The organism is Flavobacterium faecale, assembly GCF_048320115.1.
Lineage (GTDB): Bacteria > Bacteroidota > Bacteroidia > Flavobacteriales > Flavobacteriaceae > Flavobacterium > Flavobacterium faecale_A.
Map to the genome: position 1 here is coordinate 935,218 of NZ_CP182943.1, position 23,736 is coordinate 958,953.

A 23,736-nucleotide genomic window follows, 5' to 3' on the forward strand; every position below is an offset into this window, starting at 1 on the left:
ATAACAATTCAATAATCAAAAATCAATTTCAAAAAGCAAATGACATAATTGAATGTTAGCCCCAAAGAAAATAACAATTTCAAAAAGAAACCAGGATTCAAAAGGAAACGAATATTAATCAAAAAATAATAACTAGATTAAAAATTAATTTCACAGCTTTATCATTAATTTTTTTGAAATTGAAATTTGACATGATTTTTACCATTTGCCTTTTGATTTCCTTACATTTGTAAATATGATTTTAGTAACGGGAGGAACAGGCTTAGTGGGCGCACATTTATTACTTCATTTAACAGAAAATGAGGACAGCGTCCGTGCCATTTACCGAAACGCTAAAAGTATCGAAAAAACCAAGTCCCTATTTACCTCAAACCAAAAAAGTGCTCTTTTCAAAAAAATTGAATGGATTCAGGGAGATGTAACGGAGATTCCATCCCTTGAAAACGCATTTGTTGGCATTAAATATGTTTATCATTGTGCCGGCTTCATTTCATTCGACCCCAAGGACGAACATCTTTTGCGTAAAATTAATATCGAAGGAACAGCAAACATTGTTAACTTTTGTATAGTAAACAACGTTAAAAAATTATGCCACGTTAGCTCTGTTGCCGCTTTAGGAGACTTAGCTGATCACGAAACCATCGTAACCGAAGAAACAGAGTGGAACCCAGAGAAACATCATTCTGATTATGCTATTTCAAAATATGGAGCCGAAATGGAAATTTGGCGTGGCCAACAAGAAGGACTCAACACTATAATCATCAACCCAAGTATCATCCTTGGCCCAGGTTTCAACAACCAAGGAAGCGGATTGTTATTCACAAAAGTATCCAAAGGAATCCCTTTTTACACCAAAGGAATTACAGGATATATCGCAGTAGATGATGTTGTGAAAACCGCTATCCAGCTTTTAAACAGTGACATCTGCAACCAACGTTACATTTTGAATACAGCCAATTACAGCTATCAAGAAATCATAAACATGATGTGTGATGCTTTGAAGGTCAAAAAACCTACCAAAGCTATTCAGCCATGGCTTTTAGAAATAGCATGGAGATTGGATGGAGTATTATCATTCTTTTCAATTAAAAAAAGGACACTAACCAAAGACATTGCCAAAGCCGCTTGCAGAAAAACTTTGTTTTCCAATCAAAAAATAAAAGCGGATTTACAAATCCGCTTTTTAGAAATTCCACAATATATAACAAGGCTTGCAACTTTTAAAAATTAGTCCAATACCCCTTCAGCATCTTCCTTAGCTCCTTTTTCTAATCTTTCTTGCAATGTTTCTTTCTTAGCCAAAGAGTCTTTTTTAGCTACGCCAGGCTTTTTTTTCAACGCCTTTAGCTTTTTATTTTCATCCATTTTCACCAAAGAATCATACAACTTTGAATTCTCTTCGACTTTTAAGGCTATGGCATCATACATTTTTTTATACCCTTTATAGTCAGCCGCATAATAACTATTACTTTGAACAAATTGAGCACTGTCTATCTTGTATTTTTTATAAACATACTCCAAGTCGCCTTTTTCATATTGCTCCAGAGTACCTGGATATTGATACTTAATTACATTCAACAGCGCCAAATCATACATTATATTAATCATATCCGATTTCTCAATAAGACGGTCTGGTTTTTCTAAAGGCTCTTTTTTACAACCTATAGACAAAAACAAAATAATTATGATGGCAATATGTCTCATTGTATTAATAATTTCTATCAAATAACAAACGTTTTCCTGCTTTGATATTTTTCACTTTAAAAGCGGTGTAAACCAATTGTCCATTGACAAAAGTATGTGTAATTCTTGACTTAAAAGTAAATCCTTCAAATGGAGACCAACCACATTTTGCTAAAATATTCTCTTTTTTAACACTCCATGGCAATCCTGCATTTACGATTACCAAATCAGCATAATAACCTTCTTTGACAAATCCACGCTTCTCGATTTGAAAAAGCTTAGCTGGATTGTGACACATTTTTTCTACAATCTTTTCGATACTGATTTTTCCTTGATGATAAGCTTCAAACATAGCTACCACAGCGTGTTGTACTAAAGGCCCACCAGAAGGCGCCTTCAAGTAGGGCTGTTTTTTCTCTTCTAATGTATGCGGAGCATGATCAGTTGCAATTACATCAATTCGGTCATCAAGCAAAGCCTTCCATAATGCATCTCTATCAGCAGCGGTTTTAACAGCTGGATTCCACTTAATCATATTGCCTTTAGTAGCATAATCATCATTTGTAAACCATAAATGGTGAATACAAACCTCAGCAGTAATCTTTTTTTCTTCCAATGGAATTTTATTGGTAAATAAATCCATTTCTTTAGCCGTAGAAAGGTGAAAAATATGCAAACGCGCACCTGTTTTCTTAGCCAATTCAATTGCTTTTGAAGAAGAAATATAACATGCTTCTTCAGAACGAATCAGATGGTGTGCTGTTACTGGAACATCATCACCGTATTCTGCAATATATTTTGCTGTATTTTCTTTAATCGTCGTTTCGTCTTCACAGTGAACTGCAATCAACAAAGGTGTGCTAGAAAATATTTTTTCTAAAGTAGCCTCGTTATCTACCAACATATTTCCAGTTGAAGAGCCTAGGAAAATTTTAATTCCCGCAACATTCTTAGGATTTGTTTTTAGAACTTCTTCCAAGTTGTCATTCGTTGCTCCCATCATGAAAGAATAGTTGGCATACGACTTTTGAGCAGCAACTTGATATTTCTCTTCCAGAATTTCTTGAGTCACTGCATTAGGCACAGTATTGGGTTGTTCTATAAAAGAAGTAATCCCACCCGCAATTGCCGCCTTAGATTCTGATTCAATATCACCTTTATGCGTCAAACCAGGCTCTCTAAAATGCACTTGATCGTCAATAGCTCCAGGCATCAAATAATTCCCTTCAGCGTCAATAATTTTGTATTCAGATGATTTGGCACTGATGCTTTCTGAAATCTCAACAATTAAGTCATTTTCAATTAAAACATCGCCTTCAAAAATCACCCCTTCATTTACAATTTTGGCATTCTTAATTAAAATCTTATTCATTGTGTTTATGCTTATAGTGTATTAAATATTTTTTTCATTCGTAAAGATATCACCCCAAAAACAGCTTCAACAATAATCGAATTACTCATTTTAGACTGACCTTTAGTTCTATCGGTGAAAATGATTGGCACTTCAGTGATTTGAAACTTTCGACAATAAGTTCGATACTTCATTTCAATTTGAAAAGCGTAACCAACAAACTTAATTTTATCTAGTTTTATTGATTCTAGCACTTGTCTTTTGTAACACACAAAGCCTGCAGTTGCATCATGTATTTGCATTCCAGTAATCATACGAACATAGACAGATGCGAAATAAGACATCAAAACTCTGTTCAGCGGCCAATTCACCACATTTACACCTGTTACATAACGAGAACCAATTGCTAAGTCTGCGTCTCCGAAATGACAAGCGTTGTAAAGTTTCTCCAAATCATGTGGGTTATGCGAAAAATCGGCGTCCATCTCAAATATAAAATCATATTTTCTATCAATGGCCCATTTAAAACCATGGACATAAGCGGTTCCTAAACCTGCTTTCTTGGCTCTTTTTTCTAAAAACAAACGCCCTTCATATTCAGACTGCAATAAAACGACTTTATCAGCAGTATGATCAGGTGAATTATCATCAATAATGAGAACGTGAAAACTTTTGTGCTGTGACAACACAGAACGAATAATACTTTCAACATTTTCGATTTCGTTATAGGTAGGAATTATAACAATGCTATCACTCATTTTTCAAATAATTTCACCGCAAAAGTAAACTTTTTAAAGCATTTGTATGATAATAAATTTATAATAAAAAGTTTGAACCAAAAAATTACTAATTTTGCTACACTATGACAGAGCACCTACTTCACCCTAGAATAATTGAAAACAAGGATTGGGCAACAATTTTATTTGTATTGTCATTTATAATAATAGCCCTAACCAAGTCAACTAACGAAAATCGATTTGCAGATTTTATCAATCTCATTTTCTCTGACAAATATTCTAAGGTATACCGAGACGCTAGTCACCTTAAGAGTGGCTTTACCTTATCATTATTTACAGTTCAAGCCATTTCATTTTCATTTTTAATTCAGCTAACCTTAAACATTTTTGGCCTAGCCTCTAAGTCGGATTACATTCTATATATCCAAATTTTCACATTCGTCACTTTCTTTATATTATCCAAATATCTGATCGAAAAAATAATCGCAACCGCATTCAATATCGAAGAATTCGTAGAACAATTTAACCTTCAAAAAGTTACATATCGAACATATATTGGATTATTGATCTTACCATTTAACATTATTCTGTTTTATCAAGAAGGTATTTCTACTATAATCCCACAAACAATTATAGCAATAATACTGATTGCCAATGCATTAACATACTTGATGTCAATAAAAAATTATCAAAATTTAATATTCAGTAAGTTGTTTTATTTTATTTTATATCTTTGCACTCTCGAAATAGCACCCTATTTTTTTATGTATTATTTGTACACAAAAGGTAGCGCTTAGAAAATGTTAAAATATGAAAGTGAAAACTATTTTGGTGTCACAACCTGAGCCTAAAGTTGAGAATTCTCCTTACTTTGAATTGCAACAAAAGCATAAAATAAAAATTGATTTCAGACCTTTTATCCACATAGAAGGAGTAAGTGCAAAAGAGATTCGACTACAAAAAATCGATCTTAACAATTATACTGCAATTATTTTAACAAGCCGAAATGCAGTTGATCATTTTTTCAGAGTAGCTGAAGAAATGCGTTTTAAAGTCCCTGAAACCTTAAAATATTTCTGCCAATCGGAAGCCGTAGCTTTCTATTTGCAAAAATATGTCGTTTACAGAAAACGTAAAATTTATGTTGGAGCCAAAGATTTTGCAGATTTATCTCCACTGATCAAAAAATATAAAGACGAAAAATTCTTATTACCCGCTTCTGATCAATTGAATGCTGATGCGCCTACTACTTTAAACAATTTGAAAGTAGACTGGACTCAAGCTACTTTTTACAGAACAGTCATGAGCGACCTTTCAGATCTTGCAGATGTTTATTATGATGTTTTGGCTTTTTTCAGCCCTACTGGAATCAAATCATTATTTAAAAACTTCCCTGATTTCAAACAAAACAATACTAGAATTGCAGTTTTTGGAAGCACAACCCAAAAAGAAGCTTTGGACAATGGATTAAGAGTTGACATTCTTGCCCCAACGCCAAACACACCTTCAATGACAATGGCTTTAGAAAAATACATTGTTGAAGCAAACAAAGTAAAATAACTACTTGCCCCTTAAAAAGCCACTATTTGAATCGAAAGTTTAAATAGTGGCTTTTTAATGAATAATTAATTCGGTGCACGAAAAAAATTCCTACCCCACAATATAAGGCTTCAGATGTTGATATTTGAAACCCTTATGATTTCAGATTCACTAACGCATACAAGACAGTTTTGTCCATATAATACCCTGTATTAGTTTCTGCAATATCTAACAAACAATAAGCCTTTACCTTCTCTTGCCAGGAGGTTTATTTGACAGGCTTAACTTTTGTTAAAATTTCATTGAATAACAAAACAAAAGATTTGCCTCACTCAATCCCCTTCCCAATAAATGCTGTTTGTAACTATATTAAATTTCTTTTCTTCAAGTAGTTAATTGCATGATCAAAGTTTTCAAATATTTGATCCGCTTCATTTAATCTTTTTTGAAGATCAGCATTGGCTTGAATGGCAAAGCATTTCAAGTTTGCTGATTTTGCAGACAGAATACCATTCTTTGTATCTTCAAAAACTAATATATTTTCTTGACTAAAACCACAATTGACAATAGCTGTTAAATAGGGCTCTGGATCTGGTTTGCTTTTTTCAACATCACTACTTGTTATTGAAAACTTAAAATATCCCTTAATATTTGCTCTATCTAAAATACAATCGACTTCAGTTCTTGGACTACCCGTAACTAAAAACATTGGCATATTTTCTTTCCGAAAGTATTCCAGAACCTCTAAGGCATTTGGCATAAAATTGATTGTCTCTGTTTTTAATAGATTTTTAGTGTTTTCATCTTTTAAATCAGCTAAATCTTTGACAGAAATAGGTAATCCGTATTCCTCTATAATCGTTTCGGCATTTAAAATGGAAGGAACACCAGCAAGATGATTTAAATAATAATCGTATTCTAATTTAACATTAAAAGTACTTAGCGATTTATTCCAGCAATTAAAATGGAATTTATCCGTGTCAACTAATGTACCATCAAAATCAAATATAATCGCTTTTATTTTTTTCATTTAAAACAGTAATTTAGTCTTTAAGCTTAAAGAAGCCTTCAGAGGTAGAAGTTTAAAAAAAACGCTGTAAAAGCATGTTTTACAGCGTTTTAAAATTAGCAAGTATAACTATATTTGTTTTAGCGGATTAGCGCTCAATATTTAGGATTTGAATCAGTATTATTCTTTAAGAAGTCTTCTTGAATAGGAATTTCCATTTTCATCAATCATTTTCACAATATACAATCCCGAAGACAAATCACTAATATCGTATTCATTAGGACTTAGTTGGGTTAAACTTTCAGTGATTTTTTCACCTATAATGTTGTATAAAGATACATGAGCAATACTTACATCATTTTTCAATTCTAACTTAAAACTAGATTGCGCAGGGTTGGGGTATAATGAGATTCCATTCTCTAATTCAAAACTATTAGTGCCTAAAGAAGGATTAGAATTTAAAATCTTAACTTCATCTATATAAAGAAATGAATCTGTGTTATTAAGTATTCTCCCCCCTGGTACATTAACACCTATATCTGCATGAAATATAAGACTATAAAGGGTCGTTTTACTAAAATTAGTAGCTGTTTGCGAATCTACTATTGGTATAATTATTTGTTCCCATCCACTAGCACCTGAGTGAAGCGTACTAGGCCTAACAACATTAGTACCGTTATTTGTATCAGAAGTGGCATCAAATCTACAACCAATATCAGTTTTGGGGCCATAAACCATCACACTTAGGAATTTAGTATCGGAAGTTGAAATGGCTAAATCTGGATTTACATCAATTCTAACTAACTCATACCAATTTGTAGATGTTCTCCCAATTTTAAGACAATTCGCAGATGTATTTAACCCTGATTGATCTGGATTTGCTACCACAGCCACCGAAGCTCCAAAGACTCCCGCAGGAGTTGTCGAACCAGTTTCAAAGTCATTAACTATAGTTTGTCCGTAAATAAATGTTGAACAATAAATTAAAAAAGATAATGTTAAAGTAATTTTTTGTTTCATAATAGTAAAGTTGAATTGTTAATTAATAGTTATGTAAATTTATCAGGATTCACTGTCGTAAAAATGGACTATGATTCTGAATATATAGACATTACTATTCTACTGCACTACTATTTCATTTTCCACACTCTAATATAATCTACTTTTGATTCTGTAAATGACCCTATAGCTCTTGAAGTAAAATCTGCGACACCTCCAAAACTAGCTCCTGTAGATAACCACAAAAATTCCTCAACTTGAGGCACCCAGATACCTTCATAACGTGTCATGAATTTACCATCGTAATAAATTTCAAGTTTATCTTCATTCCACAATAAACCATATGTATGGTAACCATTGTGTATGCCTGGGGTATCATACCTTTTGGTATTCGCTTTTTTTGCGGCTCCATAACCATCTATATGAACCACACTTTTAGTAAAATCACCAATCCACGCCGATTCAAAAACATCTATTTCAGCCCCATCAGCCCCAGTTCCATTTACATTACCCATATTGTCACCTTGAAGCCAAAGTGCTGTATGTGTACCAAACATAGTTTCGGCAATTTCAATCCTAGCTTCAATGTATCCGTATTTGAATTCAAATAAATTATTGCTATAAATGGATCCACAATGTAATGTATTAGCATTAACCTTAATGCTCTTGAGTACTAAATTTCCATTTTTATAACTAACGTTCTCTGGTTTCCAAAACCATTGAGAAATTCCTATTTCAGCTCTAGGTGCCCGACTTTGTTGAGAATTATTTTTCTCCCATTTACTAGCATCAAAGTAATCAAAGTCATCTTTAAATATTAACTGCCAATTACTCGTATTTACAGTGTTTAACAATGGCTTTACGCCAACTGAAGGGTTGCTGCCCGAATTTATTACCTCATCATCTGGTGAACTTCTATTATTTTCACTACAAGAGCCAAAAATAAAAGCTACCAATAGATACGTGATGAATAACATTTTGTTTACAAAAGAATTTTTCATTTTTATCTTGATTTAGGAATTAATAGGCGAGTCAACCCTAACTGAATTAGATTTTGACGATATTTTTTTGTTCTGTCAAGCTTTAATTTTGGAAAAACGACCAATAAAAATCATGTTTCTTACACTAGGCTGATGAAGAATTTTAATTTAAAACGTCATTGGAAGAGCGGAACAAAACGAGCAGCTTTTATCATTGTATTGCACAAAAGACTTCCAATGACGTTTCAATAATTATATTTAACAGGTATTTAGGAGATGATAATCAATTGAAACAGCATTAATTTTCCTTGTAAATATCTTTAGCTGAAAAATTCCCTTGTTTTTTATCTGCTTTTATTTTTTTTAAATCCTCTATTGAAATTGTTTTTGTAGGATTAAATGAAGTACCACTCATATACTGCAACAAACTATATCGCAATTGTCTTGCTACAGGTCTATCATCTAATTTTGAAGTCAAATCCATAGAAGAAAAAATTAGTTTCCCATTCCCAACTTTTGCTTCAAAAACGGTTGCTAAATGATGATTGGTCACAAAATTGTCAATAACACGAACGATTGGAGTAACATCTAATGAATCAGTGATGACCGATTTTGATTGAATACACAAATCCCACCATTGCCAATCAGTATGTGTATCAGTTGGAAAATCATGTAAAGCTGGATGTTTTTCATCCACTAACAATCCCATGGTAGCGGGTTGATTAGGAAAATGTACTGGACTCCAAAATACAGGTACAAATCGACCATCAATTCCTTTTAGAGTTTTATAATCAGGATTCAACAACACTTTTTTGCCTTGATTGAGAGCCACTGAAGCCTCTTCAATTGATGAGGTAACAACCACATCATTAGCAGTTGTAGCAACAACATTAGGATACACCCAAATAGACCAATTGTTTTTATATTTTGTTCCTTTTAGACTGACTGTCAATGTTAATCTTTTTGCAGTAGTTGTTGCTATCGGATACTCAATAGTACCTATATTTATATTATTTCCAATCGTCAAACTAACACCGTCCACATTCCCTTTTTTTACAACTGTACCTGCATCATCAGTTAGTATCCAATCAATAGTTTGATTTTTTTTCTCTTCAAAAAAGTTAGCCACTTCTATTGAAGCTGTAAATTTTTCTCCAGATTTATAAACCGCTTTTTCAAAACGAACAAGAGGTACAAGCTCGCTATTGAATTGTCTAAACTCTTCCGCTGAAATGATTCCTTTTGATTCCCAAAATGCGTTTAATAAACCAACTAATGCGGTTCCTTGTCCAGGAAAATCTTGAAGTTGTAACAACTGAAAACCATCAAAACTCGGTGTTTTCAAAGCGCGTTCTATTTCCTCTTTATATAATAACGCTGCTAGTTTTCCCGAATTATACGTAAAATCTTTAGCTGAACCAATCAAGCCTTTCTTTTCTAATTCTCTCTTCACGGCAATAAAATTAAGAGGTTCTAAAACACCCTTGTATTTTGAAATTTCACTCATATCAGGGTAAACAGAATATTGTCCTATTTCATGTGATACCAAAGGGATTTTTACATGCTCACTTGTTGCTGTGTAATCAGCATTGAAATGAGGCGATTTATCATTAAAAATACCTTGTCCTCTAACCCAACCTTTGTCTGTCCATTGTGTAATAAAGAACTCATCCTGAGGTTCAGGACGTGTTCCCATAGGTTTTTGAAATGAAAAAGAAGTAGTCGCATACATATGTCGGTTGTCTTGTTTTTTTAAATCTTCAACCATGGTATTTAATACTGCTGCATCGCCTTCTAATTCATTTCCCATTGTCATAAAAAGGAAAGAGGGGTGATTTCCATAATCACGAATTATTTTATTAGCTTCTGCTTTTAAATACTGCGTTGTTTTATCCTCTTGACCAACTTTCAAACTCCACTGAGGCAGTTCTACTTGACAATAAATTCCGGCTTCATCTGCTGCTTCAAATGCTGCTTTTGGAGGACACCAAGAATGAAAACGCAAATGATTCAAACCATAAGCTTTTGCTTGAGAAATTAACTTTGCCCACTCTTTTTTCTCCATTGGCGGATGTCCCGTTAATGGAAAAATCACACATTCTAAATTACCTCGAAGAAAAATTCGTTTTCCGTTTAATGTCAAATCTCCATTTTTATTACTGACTTCCTTATAGCCAAATCGAGCTTTAGAACTTCCTGTATTTGAAACAATTTCGACATCATAAAGAGCAGGATTAAACTCATCCCAAAACGCAAGGTTTTTTGGCCTATCAATTTCAACACTAATTGAGTTGTTGTTTTCTATTAAGGCTTGTATTTTTTCATTAAATATAACTTCACCTTTTATGTCTCTAATGATACAATTCACTTTGTTATCACTAAATTTAGATTGACTAAAAGTAATTTTTAACTTATTATCCTTTACATTAGGATAAACCTGTATATTGTTAGGCGTATTTTTATCTGAAACATTTATAGATAAATCACCTAGAATACCATTCCATTTTATTTGAGTATGATTCGTATAAGCATGTGCCATATCTTGATTTACAGGATCTGGGTATTTTGTTCCAGCTACATTTATCAATGGGAATTGGTTCGAGTTATCAATACAAACAGTCAATAGATGCTTTCCTGGAGTTAAATGCGTTGTTAAATCATACACATGATTCCCAATTAGACTATTAGCTTTACCTACAAGTTTACCATCAATATATACAGCAGACTCCCAAATAATTCTTTCTAGATTCAATTTCACAACATTCCCTTTCCATGAGGTTGGAATATCAATCTCTCTCTGATACCATGCTTTCCCTATATATTGATGCTTTCTAGCCAAGTTAGACATCACATAATTATTGATAGCTGGCTCTAAATTGTTTGGCTTTCCAATACCTGCATCATCCAAAGTTCCCGGTAAATTTATTTTAGTCCCCATAAACTTTTTAGCAGCCCAATTACTGCTCTCTCCCGTATTTGTAGAATCTAATTTGACCTGCCACTTTCCAGACAAATCTATTTGATCTATATTAATAGTTGAACAGGCACTTGTTAAGACCAGTACAAAGAATACAACTGCAGGTTGAAAAAATTTCATCATTTTTATGTTAGTTTAATACTGTTGATTTTATATTTCTTTTCTAATTTTTTGACTTTCCAAAAAATCATCACACGCACTCTTAATGTGATAATTAAGATTTGGTGTTTCTAACAATTTGGAAACAGTAGTCTCAAATGGTGTCCTATCTTTAAAATAAAGTGCGTAATTTATACTCATTAAAGACAGAGTCCAGTCTTCATTTTTGCAAAATTTGTTTAATATCTTTGCAGCATTTTTTTTATTAAACTTTTCATATAAAATAGCTGCGACAGTTATAGATACTGGGGGATAATCATCATGAAGCGCTTTATTCAAATCTTTTTTATAGGCTTGTAAAAGTGCTTTATCTTGTGACATTAAACCTATACTTGCCCAATAGCGAACGATTTTATCTTGATGTTGAAGGTATTTAATTTGAGTTTTTACAAATTCTTCTCCTTTTTTACCTGAAAGGGTTGCTACTTTATATATTTCGTCAAAACTATAATTGGTTTCATCCATACGATATTCGTAGGGTGTTTGTGTTTTTGAAATTTTCACTATTTCATATTCTGGCATGAACAAGATGTCTTTGGCTTTTATAAGCTCACTATCCATATAGTGCCTCATGTTTTCTAAAACAGATTTGTATTTTGGGTTCTCCGCTAAGTTCTTGGTTTCCCAAACATCATTTTCTATATCATACAACACCTCTAAAGGACGTTCATTAAAAATACGCGATTGCAATGCGTTAAGTTTATTATGTTTTAAGTCGTTACGCATATGCTTTGTGATATCAGCAATTTCTAGATAATTAATGTATCGTACTTCTGGAATGAATGGCATAAAATTCCTAGAATACACATATTTCCCGTCGGTTACACTTCTTACCAAATCTAATCCATTATCTACCCTATCAGTAGAAAGCAAACGATATTTCTTTTTGTTTCCCCTCGATTGACCTAAAAACGGTGTGCCTTTCATATAATCTGGTACTTTCCCACCCAATAAATTTATGATGGTTGGTCCCAAATCTTCAAAAGTTATTAACTCATCAGACACACTAGCGGTTCCCCAAGGAGAAAGGTGCTTCCATTTTTCTGGAAACCAAATTATAAAAGGAACGCGATATCCTAAACTAATCCCATTAGTCTTAGCTCTAGGAATACCTTCCCCGTGATCTGCATAAAAGAAAATAATGGTATTGTCTCGTAACTTATCCTCTTCAAGCTTTGTTAGTAATTTACCAATTTTATTATCAGTAAGTTTTATCGAATTATAGACTCTCGCAAATTGTTTTCGCATTTCGGGAGTGTCATTATAAAAAGGTGGCATTTCAAAAGCGTCATCTGCTATTCTGTCTTCTTTTGGAAGCTGATTCCAAACATATTTTTCATACTGCTCAAAAGTCCAAGACATAGTTCTTGATTGATGAGAATCATCAAAATTAAATACTGAAAAAAATGGTTGTTTTTCCCCTCGTCCGTCCCAACTCGCTTTTTTAGAACACTCATCCCAAGCTTCTTTTATAAAATCTTTTTCGTTAGCAATATTATAGTCTGTTTTGGGATTATTAGAAGTATAATAACCTAGTTTTTTTAAATAATAGGGAAAACCTTTTATATAATTAGGTATTGGATATTGACTTCTTTGATGGCCAGTACCCATTGTGTAAGTTTTTGCCCCAGTAATAATAGTAGACCTACTTGCTGCACATACCGTTCCAGTTGAAAAAGCATTGGTAAAACGTATACCTTCTTTTGCGAGTTTATCAATAATAGGTGTGCTGGCTTTTTTATTACCGTAACAACCTATAAATTGTGGCGAAGTATCTTCAATTGTTATCCATAGAATGTTAGGTCTGTCTTGTGCAGAAACTAAATTTAATGAAAACAAAATGTAAAATAAACAGATATAACGCTTCATAAAATTGTACTTTATTTTTTTAAAATTTTAATCATTTCCTTTTCCATTTTTGCAACTATCTCAGGGAATTCTTTATAAACATTCAGGCTTTCAGATGGGTCATTATCTAAATTGAATAATTGCACTTCTTTTCTAAACCCAGGATCAACAAATTTATCGCTGATCCATTTGGGAACTTGTTGGTCTTTTGGTTGTACATACTTCCAATTACCCATTCTTAATCCAAATGTATAAGACTCTTCCAGTAAAAAATCACGTCCTTTTTCTGTTTTACCTAACCATGTATTAATAAGATTTTTACTGTCGGGAGCCGCTCCTTTTACTGGTTTTTGATTTACTAAATCGGCTAATGAAGCATACAAATCAATTTGTGAAATTAACGCTGAACTTGTTCCTGGCTTTACCTTTTTTGGCCAATGCACTATAGTAGGCATGCGTGTACCTGCTTCATAAACGGAATATTTAGTCCCTCTATATGGTCCACCAGGCTTATGAGTCCCCAATAACTCTGTAGCATAATCTAAATAACCATCGTCTAATATAGGGCCGTTATCACTCGTAAATACGATTAAAGTATTATGGAGAAGATTTACTTTCTTTAATTGTTCTGTAATTTGACCTACACACCAGTCCATTTGTGCAATGACATCTCCTCGAGGTCCCATCGTACTACTTTCAACAAATTTTACATTAGCAACCCTTGGTTGATGTATATCATGTAGTGAAAAATATAAAAAGAATTTATCTTCTTTATTTTCTTCAATAAACGCATTTGCTTTTTTGGTAAGTACAAAAGGGAAATCCTCATCTACCCATAAAGCTTTTTTACCACCATCCATAAAACCTATACGGCTAATTCCATTGATAATAGCTCCTTGATGATAGGGGTCTGTATGCATTTTTAATAACTCAGGATGTTCTCTACCTATTGGGTAGCCATCAATTCTTGTCCCGTAACTAACCGTAATGGGATCCGATAAATCCAAGCCAACCACTTCTTGATTTTCTAAAAAAATACAAGGCGTTCTATCTCCTGTTGCTGGAATTAAAAAACTATAATCAAACCCCACTTCTTTAGGTCCAGGACTCACTCTTTTGTTCCAATCAATTTTTCCTCTGCCAAGTCCTAAATGCCATTTTCCTACAACGCCCGTTGTATAACCCGCTTTTTGTAACAAAGCAGGAAGTGTTTCTTTGTTGGTATCAATGATTAAAGGGGCATCACCTTCTAATATAGCTGCATTATTTTTAAAGGCATATTCACCTGTTAAAAGCGAATAACGTGATGGCGTACAAGTTGAGGCACTACTATGAGCATCGGTAAAATTCAAACCATTCTTCGCTAAATAGTCAACATTTGGAGTTTTAACTCCAATCGCCCCATTGACACCTATATCTCCATAACCTAAATCATCGACATAAATGATAATTATATTGGGATCGCCTTTTTGAGCAATCCCAATATAATGAGCCGTAAGTGTTAGTACTAACAACAGAAATTTTGCTATTTTATTTATCATTATCATCTGTTTTTAAGCTTTCTATCAAATTAATCCAAACAGCTTATTGTTCTTTGTTTAACTATTAATTAAACTTTCTTCAAAATTAGCATGGATATGTGCCGGTAAATGAAAACACATACTTGTAACCGTATTGAAAGTTCTAACAGCTTCCTCTTGTTTCCCCAATCCAAGTTGTCCCAATCCTATCAAATAATTACAATGTATTTGATTGATTACGTTCAAATCTTCTTCCCAAATTAATAAATCTGGAAGCGAAATCGCAAAATAATCAAGCTTCACCTCATCATTCATGTGCGATTGACCGTAGTTCAAAAGGTTTTCAAAACGCGTATTTGCTTCTTCGGTTCTACCTAATTTTTGCAATGCTAATCCTTGATAAAATATCTTATCGGGTTGTTGATCATTGTAAAAAATAGCTGGGCTTGGATCGCTAAGACCTTCAGATGCTTTTTCAAAATAACCCTTTGCTATTTCTTCATTTCCTAAACCTTGATAAGCACAACCCAACCAATAATGGATGTCATTTTCTTGAGTACCATATAATTTACCTTCGCCTAAATTATGAGGGTAAACTTGTGCTTGCTCTAAGTAGTCAATGGCCTTTTGATAGTTTCCTTCACCAATATATTTTTTAGCTAATTCTACCTGAATAGTTAAATATTGGAAAGGTACTTTGCCTTCACCACCTTCCCAAGGGTGAAATTGACGTTGTTCTAATAACGATTTAGCTTTTTCAAAATCACCTTTTATGTTATACAATGCAATACGCTCCAGGTATAAATCATCTCTTTGAATCGTTAGGTCGATGTTTTTTTCTAAAAGTGTCAGACGTTCATCAGCAGAAACATTTATTTTTTTGTACAACTGGTCTAGTTCCATTAACAAACGTGCATCAGTTGCATCCAGTTCAAAAGCTTTTTCTAAATGCTTTCTTGCCAAGTCTTTTTGATTGGTTTTATTATAATACAGTAAAGCCAAATTACGATGTACAATTGCAAAAGAATCATCTAGTGCAACAGACATTTCCATACACTCTTGTGCTTCCTTGTATTGTTTTGAGGCGTACCAAAAGTTTCCTAAATAGTAGAACGCTTTGGCATCTGTTGGATTGGCTTTGCAAGCTGCTTGCAGTGCTAATACTTCTTCAATTTTATTTGGAAAACAATACGTATCTGGCATTTGAGATGCTTTTTTGTAGCACTCCAGAGCTTGTGCTGCCTCTCCTTTTTGGTCAAAATACCAACCCATAAAATAATTTACCATTGGATATACCTGAGATTTTCCGTCAGTATGCACTTTTAATATTGAAATTGCTTCCTCATATTGTCCAGCCATAGCATAATCTAAAGAAAATTCGATATAATTATGAGCGTAATCTCTAATTAATTCTTTGAAGGAATCTAAATCTTCTTGTTTATTAGATATTATAAAACGCTCATATAGAACACCAAAATTAAATTTATCAATAGCCAAAGATTCCTCAATAAGTTTATTAGCTTCTTCTAATTTTCCAAGTTTTCTAAGGATAATCACTTTTAAATGTCTTCCTTTATGATTATGCCAGTTTTTAATTAAGGCACGGTCTATCAAATCTAAGGCTTTTGTTAAATCACCTCTTAGACAATCAATTTGTGCTAAGTTAAAATAACCTGCGTCTTGCCATTGTGCATTCCAACAAGCTTTAAAAATACTAGCATAAGCTTCGTCTTTTTTACCTAAAAAACTCAATGCTAATCCTTTATTAAAATAAGGCTCGCCATCATAAGGGTTAGGATTATGTCTGGTAAGTGTGTCAATAGCTTTATCAAAATATTCCACTGCTGTTTCCAGTTGTGCTTTTCTTAAGTTTAACAATCCCATAGCATTATTGCATCTTACATCACCAGGTGCTCTACGCAATCCTTCTTCATAATAATCAATAGGACTAAAAGTAGCGTGCCTGTATTGTTCTAAGTGCAAACCTTGTAAATACAACGCCTCAACAGAATCAATAGTCTTTGGTTCTTTGGCTGCTTTTGCAGCTTCCGGAATTTCAGCATCTGCTTTTGTATCAGGTGCCCATGCAACCAATACATTTCCTGATTTATCCGTAACAGATACTTTTAAATCTTCAAATTCAGAGCCATTTAATTCAACCGATTTTTCAAAGCCGTGTTCTGGTGATAAATTGACAACTTCTTCCAATAGCACACCATTTTTGCCTTTCAAAGAAACAATAGCGCTATTATATTCGGATGTAACATACACTTTTACCAAAGCTTTGCCGTCAATAATTTCTAAATTTACTAAAGCTTCCTTAGTTGCATTTTTCACCACGCCTACATTATAGTATGGCATGAAATATTGTTTAAAGCTTTTTTCTTCATAAGGATGCATCCAAGAAAAATCAGGTTGATTATCTGTATAAACACCACACATCAGCTCAATGTATGGCCCGTCTTCATCCGTTAAGTTTCTATCCCAAGCTTGTCCAAAATCTCCATTCCCCCAAGTCCATTGTTTTTTTCCAGGCGATACATTATGATCGGCAATATGAAGCAAACCTCCTTTAGAATCATTTTCATATCCACCAACAAAATCATATTCTGACGTAATAGCCATATAACTCGTAGGTACTGGAATATTTTTATAATTCGAAATATCCGTTCCTGGCGAGTAATCCACTTTATAGTACTCTCCCTTAGCTATTGGAAACTCAGATACATCACGTTTCCCATGATCGAAAACGGCATGTACATCGGGAGGAAACACTGATTGGTAATGATCGTTTACGGCTACCGCAGGATTTGCCCACCAAAGAAAAGTTTGTGGATGTGGTGTTCTATTATACAATTGTGCTTTAATTTCTAAATAAGCTTTATCTGGATATAATGTAAATCCAGCCATTCCTTTGGTACGGAACATACGCTCTACTTCACTCACCCAAACAGTTACGCTACCATCTTCGTTTTCTTCAATAGTGAAATCTGTTGGATCATAGGTGCTTGGTCTGTGATGTTGTGGCCAGTTAAATTCAATTCCACCTGAAATCCAAGGTCCTGTCAAACCTACCAAAGCTGGTTTTATAACTTGATTATAGTAAACAAAATGACGTTCTCTGATTTTGTCGTAAGCCATTTGGATTCTGCCTCCTAATGCTGGTAAAACCATAATTTTGATATAATCATTTTCGATAAAAATTGCATCCCATTCTTTATCTACTTTGGTATCACTCATGGTTTCAATTACAGGATGTGGATAAACAGCTCCACAACTTGCTTGATAAACACGTTTATCTAAAAAAACAGGATACTTTTCAGGTTTCCCAACTTCATAAGTAGGAATAATTACTTTCTCTTTCCAAGCTTTTACAGTCTTCATATTCATATTTTTAAATCTGTTTTCAACAACAGATAATTATTTTTCACTTACTATTTTTGTTTTCTTAAGAGCGCTCTTTATTAGATTATAATTTATAAATCAATATTTGAAATATTCATAAATTGAATTGGCAACAAATTGATGTCCTTTTTGATTAATGTGATTATTCTGTGCCATAAAGGCTGGTAGTGGTTGTGTTTTAGCTAAAGATTTGAAATACGAATAACTATCCACTAATCCCAGATTATATTTTTTAGCTAAAGATCTAATTTGCTGACTATGCTTTTCTAACGGAGCATCATCAGAGGTTATATCTTCTTTTAAATCGGGTGTTGGTGTCAGTAAAATGACTTTTGTACCGTATTCTAAAGCCTCTTGGATCATTTGTTCCCAAGCAATCAAAGCACGTTCTAAGCCGATACTTCGATCATTAAGCGCATAATCTATAAAAAGTACATCTGGTTTATAAATTAACACCTCTTTTTTGAATCGTTTAGCACCTTGCTCCGACTGTTCCCCGCCAATTGAAGTTGTTATTATATTAACCACAGAATAAGGATAATTGTCATTTAATAACTTCAATGTCAAAAAAGGGTAGGCATTCAAACGGTCTGTTACTCCATTAGTTAAATAACCAGTAGGTACTGAATGACCATGAAAAACTAAATTCTTAGTACTGTTTTTGGGCCATTTTACTTTTAACTCTTGTTTTAAAGAATCTAGATAGCTTTCAGGATTAGCAATTTGTTGGGCACTAGCATAACTAAAACCAATCAATAACAACAAATAACTAAACATTCTTATTTTTAATAAATTGAATACCATATTACTTTGTATTTATGTCAATTAACTCCCTCTCGATTTCTTCTAAGCTTTTACCTTTAGTTTCTGGTAATTTTCTTTTTATGAAAAGATAACCTAAGACACAGATGAAGCTGTACACCCAAAATGTCCCAGAAGCTCCTAATAAATCATTTAAAATTGGGAATGTAAAGGTGAGTATAAAAGAAGCAATCCATAATGAAAATGTAGCTATAGACATCGCTACACCACGCAATCTATTAGGAAATATTTCAGATAAAACAACCCAAGTGATGGGAGCCAATGACATGGCATAGATGCTAATTGCAATGATAACTAGGAGTAGGACAGGCCAACCTGTAAATTCAAAATAATACGCTCCTCCTAAAATCGAATATACAAGAGCCAATCCCATTGAACCAAATAGCATTAACTTTCTTCGCCCCCAACTATCAACCGTACGCATGGCAACAAAAGTGAATATTAGATTAACACTTCCTGTAATCACGATATTAAATAACATATCACCTACATTATACCCAGCAGCTGTAAATATTTCTTCGGCATAATTAAAAATGATGTTAATTCCGCACCATTGTTGAAAAATGGCTAATACAATTCCAATAAAAAGTATGGGTTTAACTTTTGGACTTTTGAAATCTGAGTAACTAATTTTTTGATTAACATTTTCATTAAGTGTCAATTTGATGTTCTTCAATTCAGTTTCTGCATAAGCTTTTCCTCCAATTTTAGACAAAACTTTATAAGCCGCTTCATCATTATTAATTTTCATCAAAAACCTTGGACTCTTAGGCACAACAAACATCAAGAAGAAAAAGGCCAAAGCAGGCACTAATTCAGCCCAAAACATCCATCTCCACCCCATTTGTCCGTTCCAAGAGCTCAACATCATCTCAGCCGTGCTGGAAGCAGGAATAGCTTCTGCTATATAATAGTTTGCTATTTGAGCTGCTAAAATTCCAATAACAATGGTAAGCTGATTGATGGCAACAAACTGACCTCTATATTTAGCGGGAGCAATTTCGGCAATATACATTGGTGATAATGTTGATGCTAACCCAATTCCTAAACCACCAATTAATCTATAAATAATAAAGGGCGTGAAAGTGTCAACATAGCCAGTTCCAAAAGCCGAAAGAGAAAAGAATACGGCAGCTAAAATCAAAGGGTTTTTTCTACCAAAACGGTCCGATACAAAACCGGAAATCACAGCTCCAAAAATACAACCTACTAGAGCACTACTCATTGCCCATCCTTGTAAAGCAGGAAGGCTACTGATTCCAAAGAAAAGTTCATAGAATGGCTTAGCTCCTCCTATAACAACCCAATCGTATCCGAATAAAAATCCTCCCATAGCAGAAACCAGTGCTAAAAAGAGTAGGTAAGTGAAATTAAATTTAGTAGTATCCATATGGTTTTTAGGTTAGTGTATTTATTTGAAAAAATATTAATCTTTGGTTGTTTTACTATCCCACCAATTAGCATTGGGTTGGAAATCTTTACTTAAAAAATCTTTGCGTTGTTTCTCTAAATCAGAACGCATTTTTGTTTTCCTGTTTTCATATTGTTTTTTTGATAAAGCATCATCATATTTAGAATTCTGGACAGGGATTTTTGCTTTTGTTTCAGTTAAAAAATCATCTAACTCTTTTCTAAGTTGTGTAGCAACAGTCACATTACTTTTGGAAACTTCATTTTTTTCGCCCATATCTTTATGCAAATTATAAAGCTCGTCGTGTCCATCCTCCCAATAATGAATTAATTTCCACTCCCCTCTTCTAATAATACTTACAGGTTCGCCACCTTGATTTCCATAATGTGGATAATGCCAAAACAAAGCTCTTTCATTTACCGATTTTCCTTTTAATAAAGGTGCTAAACTTATACCATCAATTTTCTGTGTTGGTTTGATTTTTACCCCTGTTAGGTCTAATAATGTTGGATAAAAATCCACCCCTGATACAGGATATTCAATCTTTTTGGGACCATTTTTTAACTGAGGTACTTTCATTAGATATGGTTCTCTAATTCCGCCTTCCCATTGATATCCCTTACCACCTCTTAAAGGTAAGTTTGAAGTTGAAAAAGCATCACCACTGGCAACACCACCATTGTCAGAAGTAAATACAATGATGGTATTTTCATCTAAATGAAGTTCTTTTAATTTATCCAAAACCAAACCTACCGCATCATCCATACTTTCTACTAGCCCAGCATAAACAGGATTATCTTGTACCACTCTAATAGGTAAAACACGTTCCATTTCAAAACCTGAATTAGGGATGCCTTGCGCTTCGGCTTTATTTCTATACTTATTCCATTTTTGCTCGGTTGTTTCAATTGGACCGTGAACTGCATAAAATGATAAATAGGCAAAAAATGGCTTGTCTTTATTTTCTGTTATGAAATCAACTGTTTCTTGAGCTAATCTCATTGTTAAGTTTTCACCTTCATATTTATATTTTAATTTCGGATTATCCCAAGGTGCATAATAGCCTCCTTTAGGACTGCCTACTTCCCATCCTCCAATGTTAATATCAAAACCATTATTTTCAGGTGTAGAAGGTTCATCACCTAAATGCCATTTACCAGCAAAAAAAGTCTTGTAACCACCCGCTTTCATTGCTTCAGCGATAGTAATGTCTTCAGTTGGAATTGTGTGAACATATTCTGAGGGCAGAATTTTAGTATTGTTTCTTTTAGCCCATTTTTCCCCAGTCTCTGCGCCAATCCAGTCTGTAATACCATGATTTACTGTAAACTGACCTGTTAATATACTTGCTCTAGATGGACTACACACCTGGCATGCGGCATAGCCTTGAGTAAATTCTACGCCTTCATTTGCTATACGGTCTATATTAGGAGTTTCATAATATTTACTACCTGCATAACTTAAGTCATTCACTCCTAAATCATCAGCCAAAATAAAAATGACATTTGGCTTTTTACTTTTTTCAGTTTTAACTATTGCTTCTTTGTTTTTACAACCATTTATAAAAACAGTTGTAAAACAAAGACAACAAACTAAACTAACCACTCTATTTATTCTCATTTTATATTTTATTTTATTATACGTCCTATTAATGTGCTAATCGACCTTGCTTCAATGCTGATATTATTTTTACTTATACTAGTTGCTTCTAGATTCTTGTCTTTTGAAGTAACAAATAGTTTATCTAATGTAACACCTGGAATTTCTAGCTCTTTATTTTCATCACTATAATTAATGGCTACTATTGAAACTTCTGAAGTTTTAGTATTCAGATAGGCTGAAAGCATCAGATCCTTATATTGGCTTTTGAGTTCTTTATTACTACTAGACTTTATGTCTATACGAACCATATTAGGTTGTACAAATCTTGAAAAATTCCCCAAAGCCCATAACAATTTTGAATCGTGAAAATTTCCATCTTTCTTAAGCGATTCTTTGTTATACATATCGTTCTCGATTCCAGTATCTAAATAAATCAAACCATCTTTAAAATCAGCATCAGATATTGCCGTCCACCATTGCCAGGAACTTGCATTTGCCAGTGTTAAATCTGCGTGAATTACCCTAGCGACATACAGAGCAGTATCCATTCCTAAATCTCTTTTACCACCTCCGCCGATATCATCTGATTTCTCTAGAATACAAAATTCACTTTGCCAATATTCTAACTTAGGATGTTTTGCTAATTTATCATTTAGCTTTTGCCTAATAGCGATTAAACTGTCTACAGGCCAAGTAGTAAAATAACTATGCCCGGAAATTTTATTTTCTACATTTTTAAAAGACTTTTTTTGACTAAAAAAATAATCAATTTGATTCCCTCGTTCCGGTTTGTTGAAATTTGAATACAACCAACGCAAATCAGCTGCCTCGGCTAAAACTATTTTTGTATCAAGATTATTTTTTTCAATATGAGTATCCAACAATTGTGTGAGTTTTAGAATATTGTCATTGGTTGCAGGCGTACCTTCTTGTGTTTTTGTTTCCCAATCCCACTGTGGTTCATTTATAGGACTCAAATAGTCAAAAGACAATCCTTTAGATTTAAAATGCTTTAAAAACGCGACCATAAATGCAGCATAATCATCAAAATGTTCATCTTTTAGATTGATTTCTCCATCTTTATTCCCTACACCAAAGCCTTTACCGTTTTTTGACCATTGAACAGGAGCTGCAATTGAGAATGCTAAAAACTTTTCTACTCCATAGGATTTTGCTTTGTTTAAGAACCATTGTTGGCCTTGTTGTTTATTCCAATCATAATTACCAGTAGCATCTATAAAAGAATCTGCACGCCTCCATTCATTTTTAATCTCTGAACTATCTCCTTGTTCTGCAGTGCCAGCTCCAATATAAAAACGCCATAATGAAAGACCAATACCTTGAGGGTTTCCGTTTTTGTCAAGTTCTTTGCTAAATAATAATTCGGCTATCTTCTCTTTTTTACTATCTGGCCAATTTTTACCCACAAATTGGCATCGCCACGCATCTGAAGCACCAAAACCATCTATTGTTTGAAAAACCTTATTCCTGTTTATTTCAACTTTTAATTGTTGTGCATATACATTTGCACCTATTAATAGAGACATAATAAGAATACTGAAAACATAAACGATATTGGTATTGGATTTTTTCATTTTTGTTGTGCTCAGATAAGCTATAATTAGCTTGCTGTTATTATACAAATTTAGAGTTATGATGTCTTTTAAAAATAGACATAAAAATCATAAATATGG

The 23,736-nt window shown here is 33.5% G+C and carries 17 protein-coding genes; 3 read left to right on the forward strand and 14 right to left on the reverse strand.

The genetic code is table 11. The annotated features are described in order from the left end of the window. Positions 1-235: 235 nt before the first annotated feature. Positions 236-1,231: an NAD-dependent epimerase/dehydratase family protein gene (locus tag ACNH59_RS03950; protein ID WP_418264134.1), complete on the forward strand. Its 996-nt coding sequence runs from the start codon at positions 236-238 to the stop codon at positions 1,229-1,231. Here the strand turns inward: ACNH59_RS03950 and ACNH59_RS03955 are convergent. From ACNH59_RS03955 to ACNH59_RS03965, 3 genes are read right to left on the reverse strand one after another with little or no spacing between them, the layout of a single operon-like run. Further along, positions 1,228-1,704 (reverse strand): DUF4296 domain-containing protein, encoded by a 477-nt coding sequence (locus ACNH59_RS03955; protein WP_418264135.1) that lies wholly within the window; start codon positions 1,702-1,704, stop codon positions 1,228-1,230. The two genes, ACNH59_RS03950 and ACNH59_RS03955, sit on opposite strands and share 4 nt — an antisense overlap. A gap of 4 nt (positions 1,705-1,708) precedes the next feature. Beyond that, positions 1,709-3,055, reverse strand: coding sequence for a dihydroorotase (locus tag ACNH59_RS03960; protein ID WP_418264136.1), 1,347 nt, complete (start codon positions 3,053-3,055; stop codon positions 1,709-1,711). An 11-nt stretch (positions 3,056-3,066) separates the two neighbouring features. Next, a complete protein-coding gene (locus ACNH59_RS03965; protein WP_418264137.1) occupies positions 3,067-3,792 on the reverse strand; it encodes a polyprenol monophosphomannose synthase in 726 nt (241 codons plus the stop codon). A 104-nt stretch (positions 3,793-3,896) separates the two neighbouring features. On the opposite strand from ACNH59_RS03965, the gene ACNH59_RS03970 reads away from it, so the two are divergent. Further along, a complete protein-coding gene (locus ACNH59_RS03970; protein WP_418264138.1) occupies positions 3,897-4,568 on the forward strand; it encodes a DUF4271 domain-containing protein in 672 nt (223 codons plus the stop codon). A 13-nt stretch (positions 4,569-4,581) separates the two neighbouring features. Next, on the forward strand, positions 4,582-5,331 hold the full coding sequence (locus ACNH59_RS03975; protein WP_418264139.1) for a uroporphyrinogen-III synthase: 750 nt from the start codon (positions 4,582-4,584) through the stop codon (positions 5,329-5,331). 343 nt (positions 5,332-5,674) lie between these two features. On the opposite strand, the gene ACNH59_RS03980 is transcribed toward ACNH59_RS03975, so the two are convergent. The 11 genes from ACNH59_RS03980 to ACNH59_RS04030 form a co-directional block, all read right to left on the reverse strand. Beyond that, positions 5,675-6,340 (reverse strand): HAD family hydrolase, encoded by a 666-nt coding sequence (locus tag ACNH59_RS03980; RefSeq protein ID WP_418264140.1) that lies wholly within the window; start codon positions 6,338-6,340, stop codon positions 5,675-5,677. A 159-nt stretch (positions 6,341-6,499) separates the two neighbouring features. After that, positions 6,500-7,339, reverse strand: a complete 840-nt coding sequence (locus ACNH59_RS03985) for a T9SS type A sorting domain-containing protein (protein ID WP_418264141.1) — start codon at positions 7,337-7,339, stop codon at positions 6,500-6,502. A 110-nt stretch (positions 7,340-7,449) separates the two neighbouring features. Further along, positions 7,450-8,319: a family 16 glycosylhydrolase gene (locus ACNH59_RS03990; RefSeq protein WP_418264142.1), complete on the reverse strand. Its 870-nt coding sequence runs from the start codon at positions 8,317-8,319 to the stop codon at positions 7,450-7,452. A 277-nt stretch (positions 8,320-8,596) separates the two neighbouring features. Further along, positions 8,597-11,398: a sugar-binding domain-containing protein gene (locus ACNH59_RS03995; protein WP_418264143.1), complete on the reverse strand. Its 2,802-nt coding sequence runs from the start codon at positions 11,396-11,398 to the stop codon at positions 8,597-8,599. Positions 11,399-11,425: 27 nt separating this feature from the next. Further along, complete coding sequence (locus ACNH59_RS04000) at positions 11,426-13,303, reverse strand: sulfatase (protein ID WP_418264144.1); 1,878 nt, start codon at positions 13,301-13,303, stop codon at positions 11,426-11,428. An 11-nt stretch (positions 13,304-13,314) separates the two neighbouring features. Beyond that, positions 13,315-14,823: a sulfatase-like hydrolase/transferase gene (locus ACNH59_RS04005; RefSeq protein WP_418264145.1), complete on the reverse strand. Its 1,509-nt coding sequence runs from the start codon at positions 14,821-14,823 to the stop codon at positions 13,315-13,317. Between the two features lie 57 nt (positions 14,824-14,880). After that, a complete protein-coding gene (locus ACNH59_RS04010) occupies positions 14,881-18,186 on the reverse strand; it encodes a DUF5107 domain-containing protein (RefSeq protein ID WP_418264146.1) in 3,306 nt (1,101 codons plus the stop codon). Positions 18,187-18,285: 99 nt separating this feature from the next. Beyond that, the gene (locus ACNH59_RS04015; RefSeq protein ID WP_418264147.1) at positions 18,286-19,011 is read right to left on the reverse strand and encodes an SGNH/GDSL hydrolase family protein; all 726 of its coding nucleotides are present in this window, start codon (positions 19,009-19,011) and stop codon (positions 18,286-18,288) included. Position 19,012: 1 nt separating this feature from the next. Then, positions 19,013-20,419, reverse strand: coding sequence for a sugar porter family MFS transporter (locus tag ACNH59_RS04020; RefSeq protein WP_418264148.1), 1,407 nt, complete (start codon positions 20,417-20,419; stop codon positions 19,013-19,015). A gap of 36 nt (positions 20,420-20,455) precedes the next feature. Beyond that, positions 20,456-22,060: a sulfatase gene (locus ACNH59_RS04025; protein WP_188220139.1), complete on the reverse strand. Its 1,605-nt coding sequence runs from the start codon at positions 22,058-22,060 to the stop codon at positions 20,456-20,458. A gap of 8 nt (positions 22,061-22,068) precedes the next feature. Further along, positions 22,069-23,637 (reverse strand): glycoside hydrolase, encoded by a 1,569-nt coding sequence (locus tag ACNH59_RS04030; protein WP_418264149.1) that lies wholly within the window; start codon positions 23,635-23,637, stop codon positions 22,069-22,071. Between the last annotated feature and the right edge of the window lie 99 nt (positions 23,638-23,736).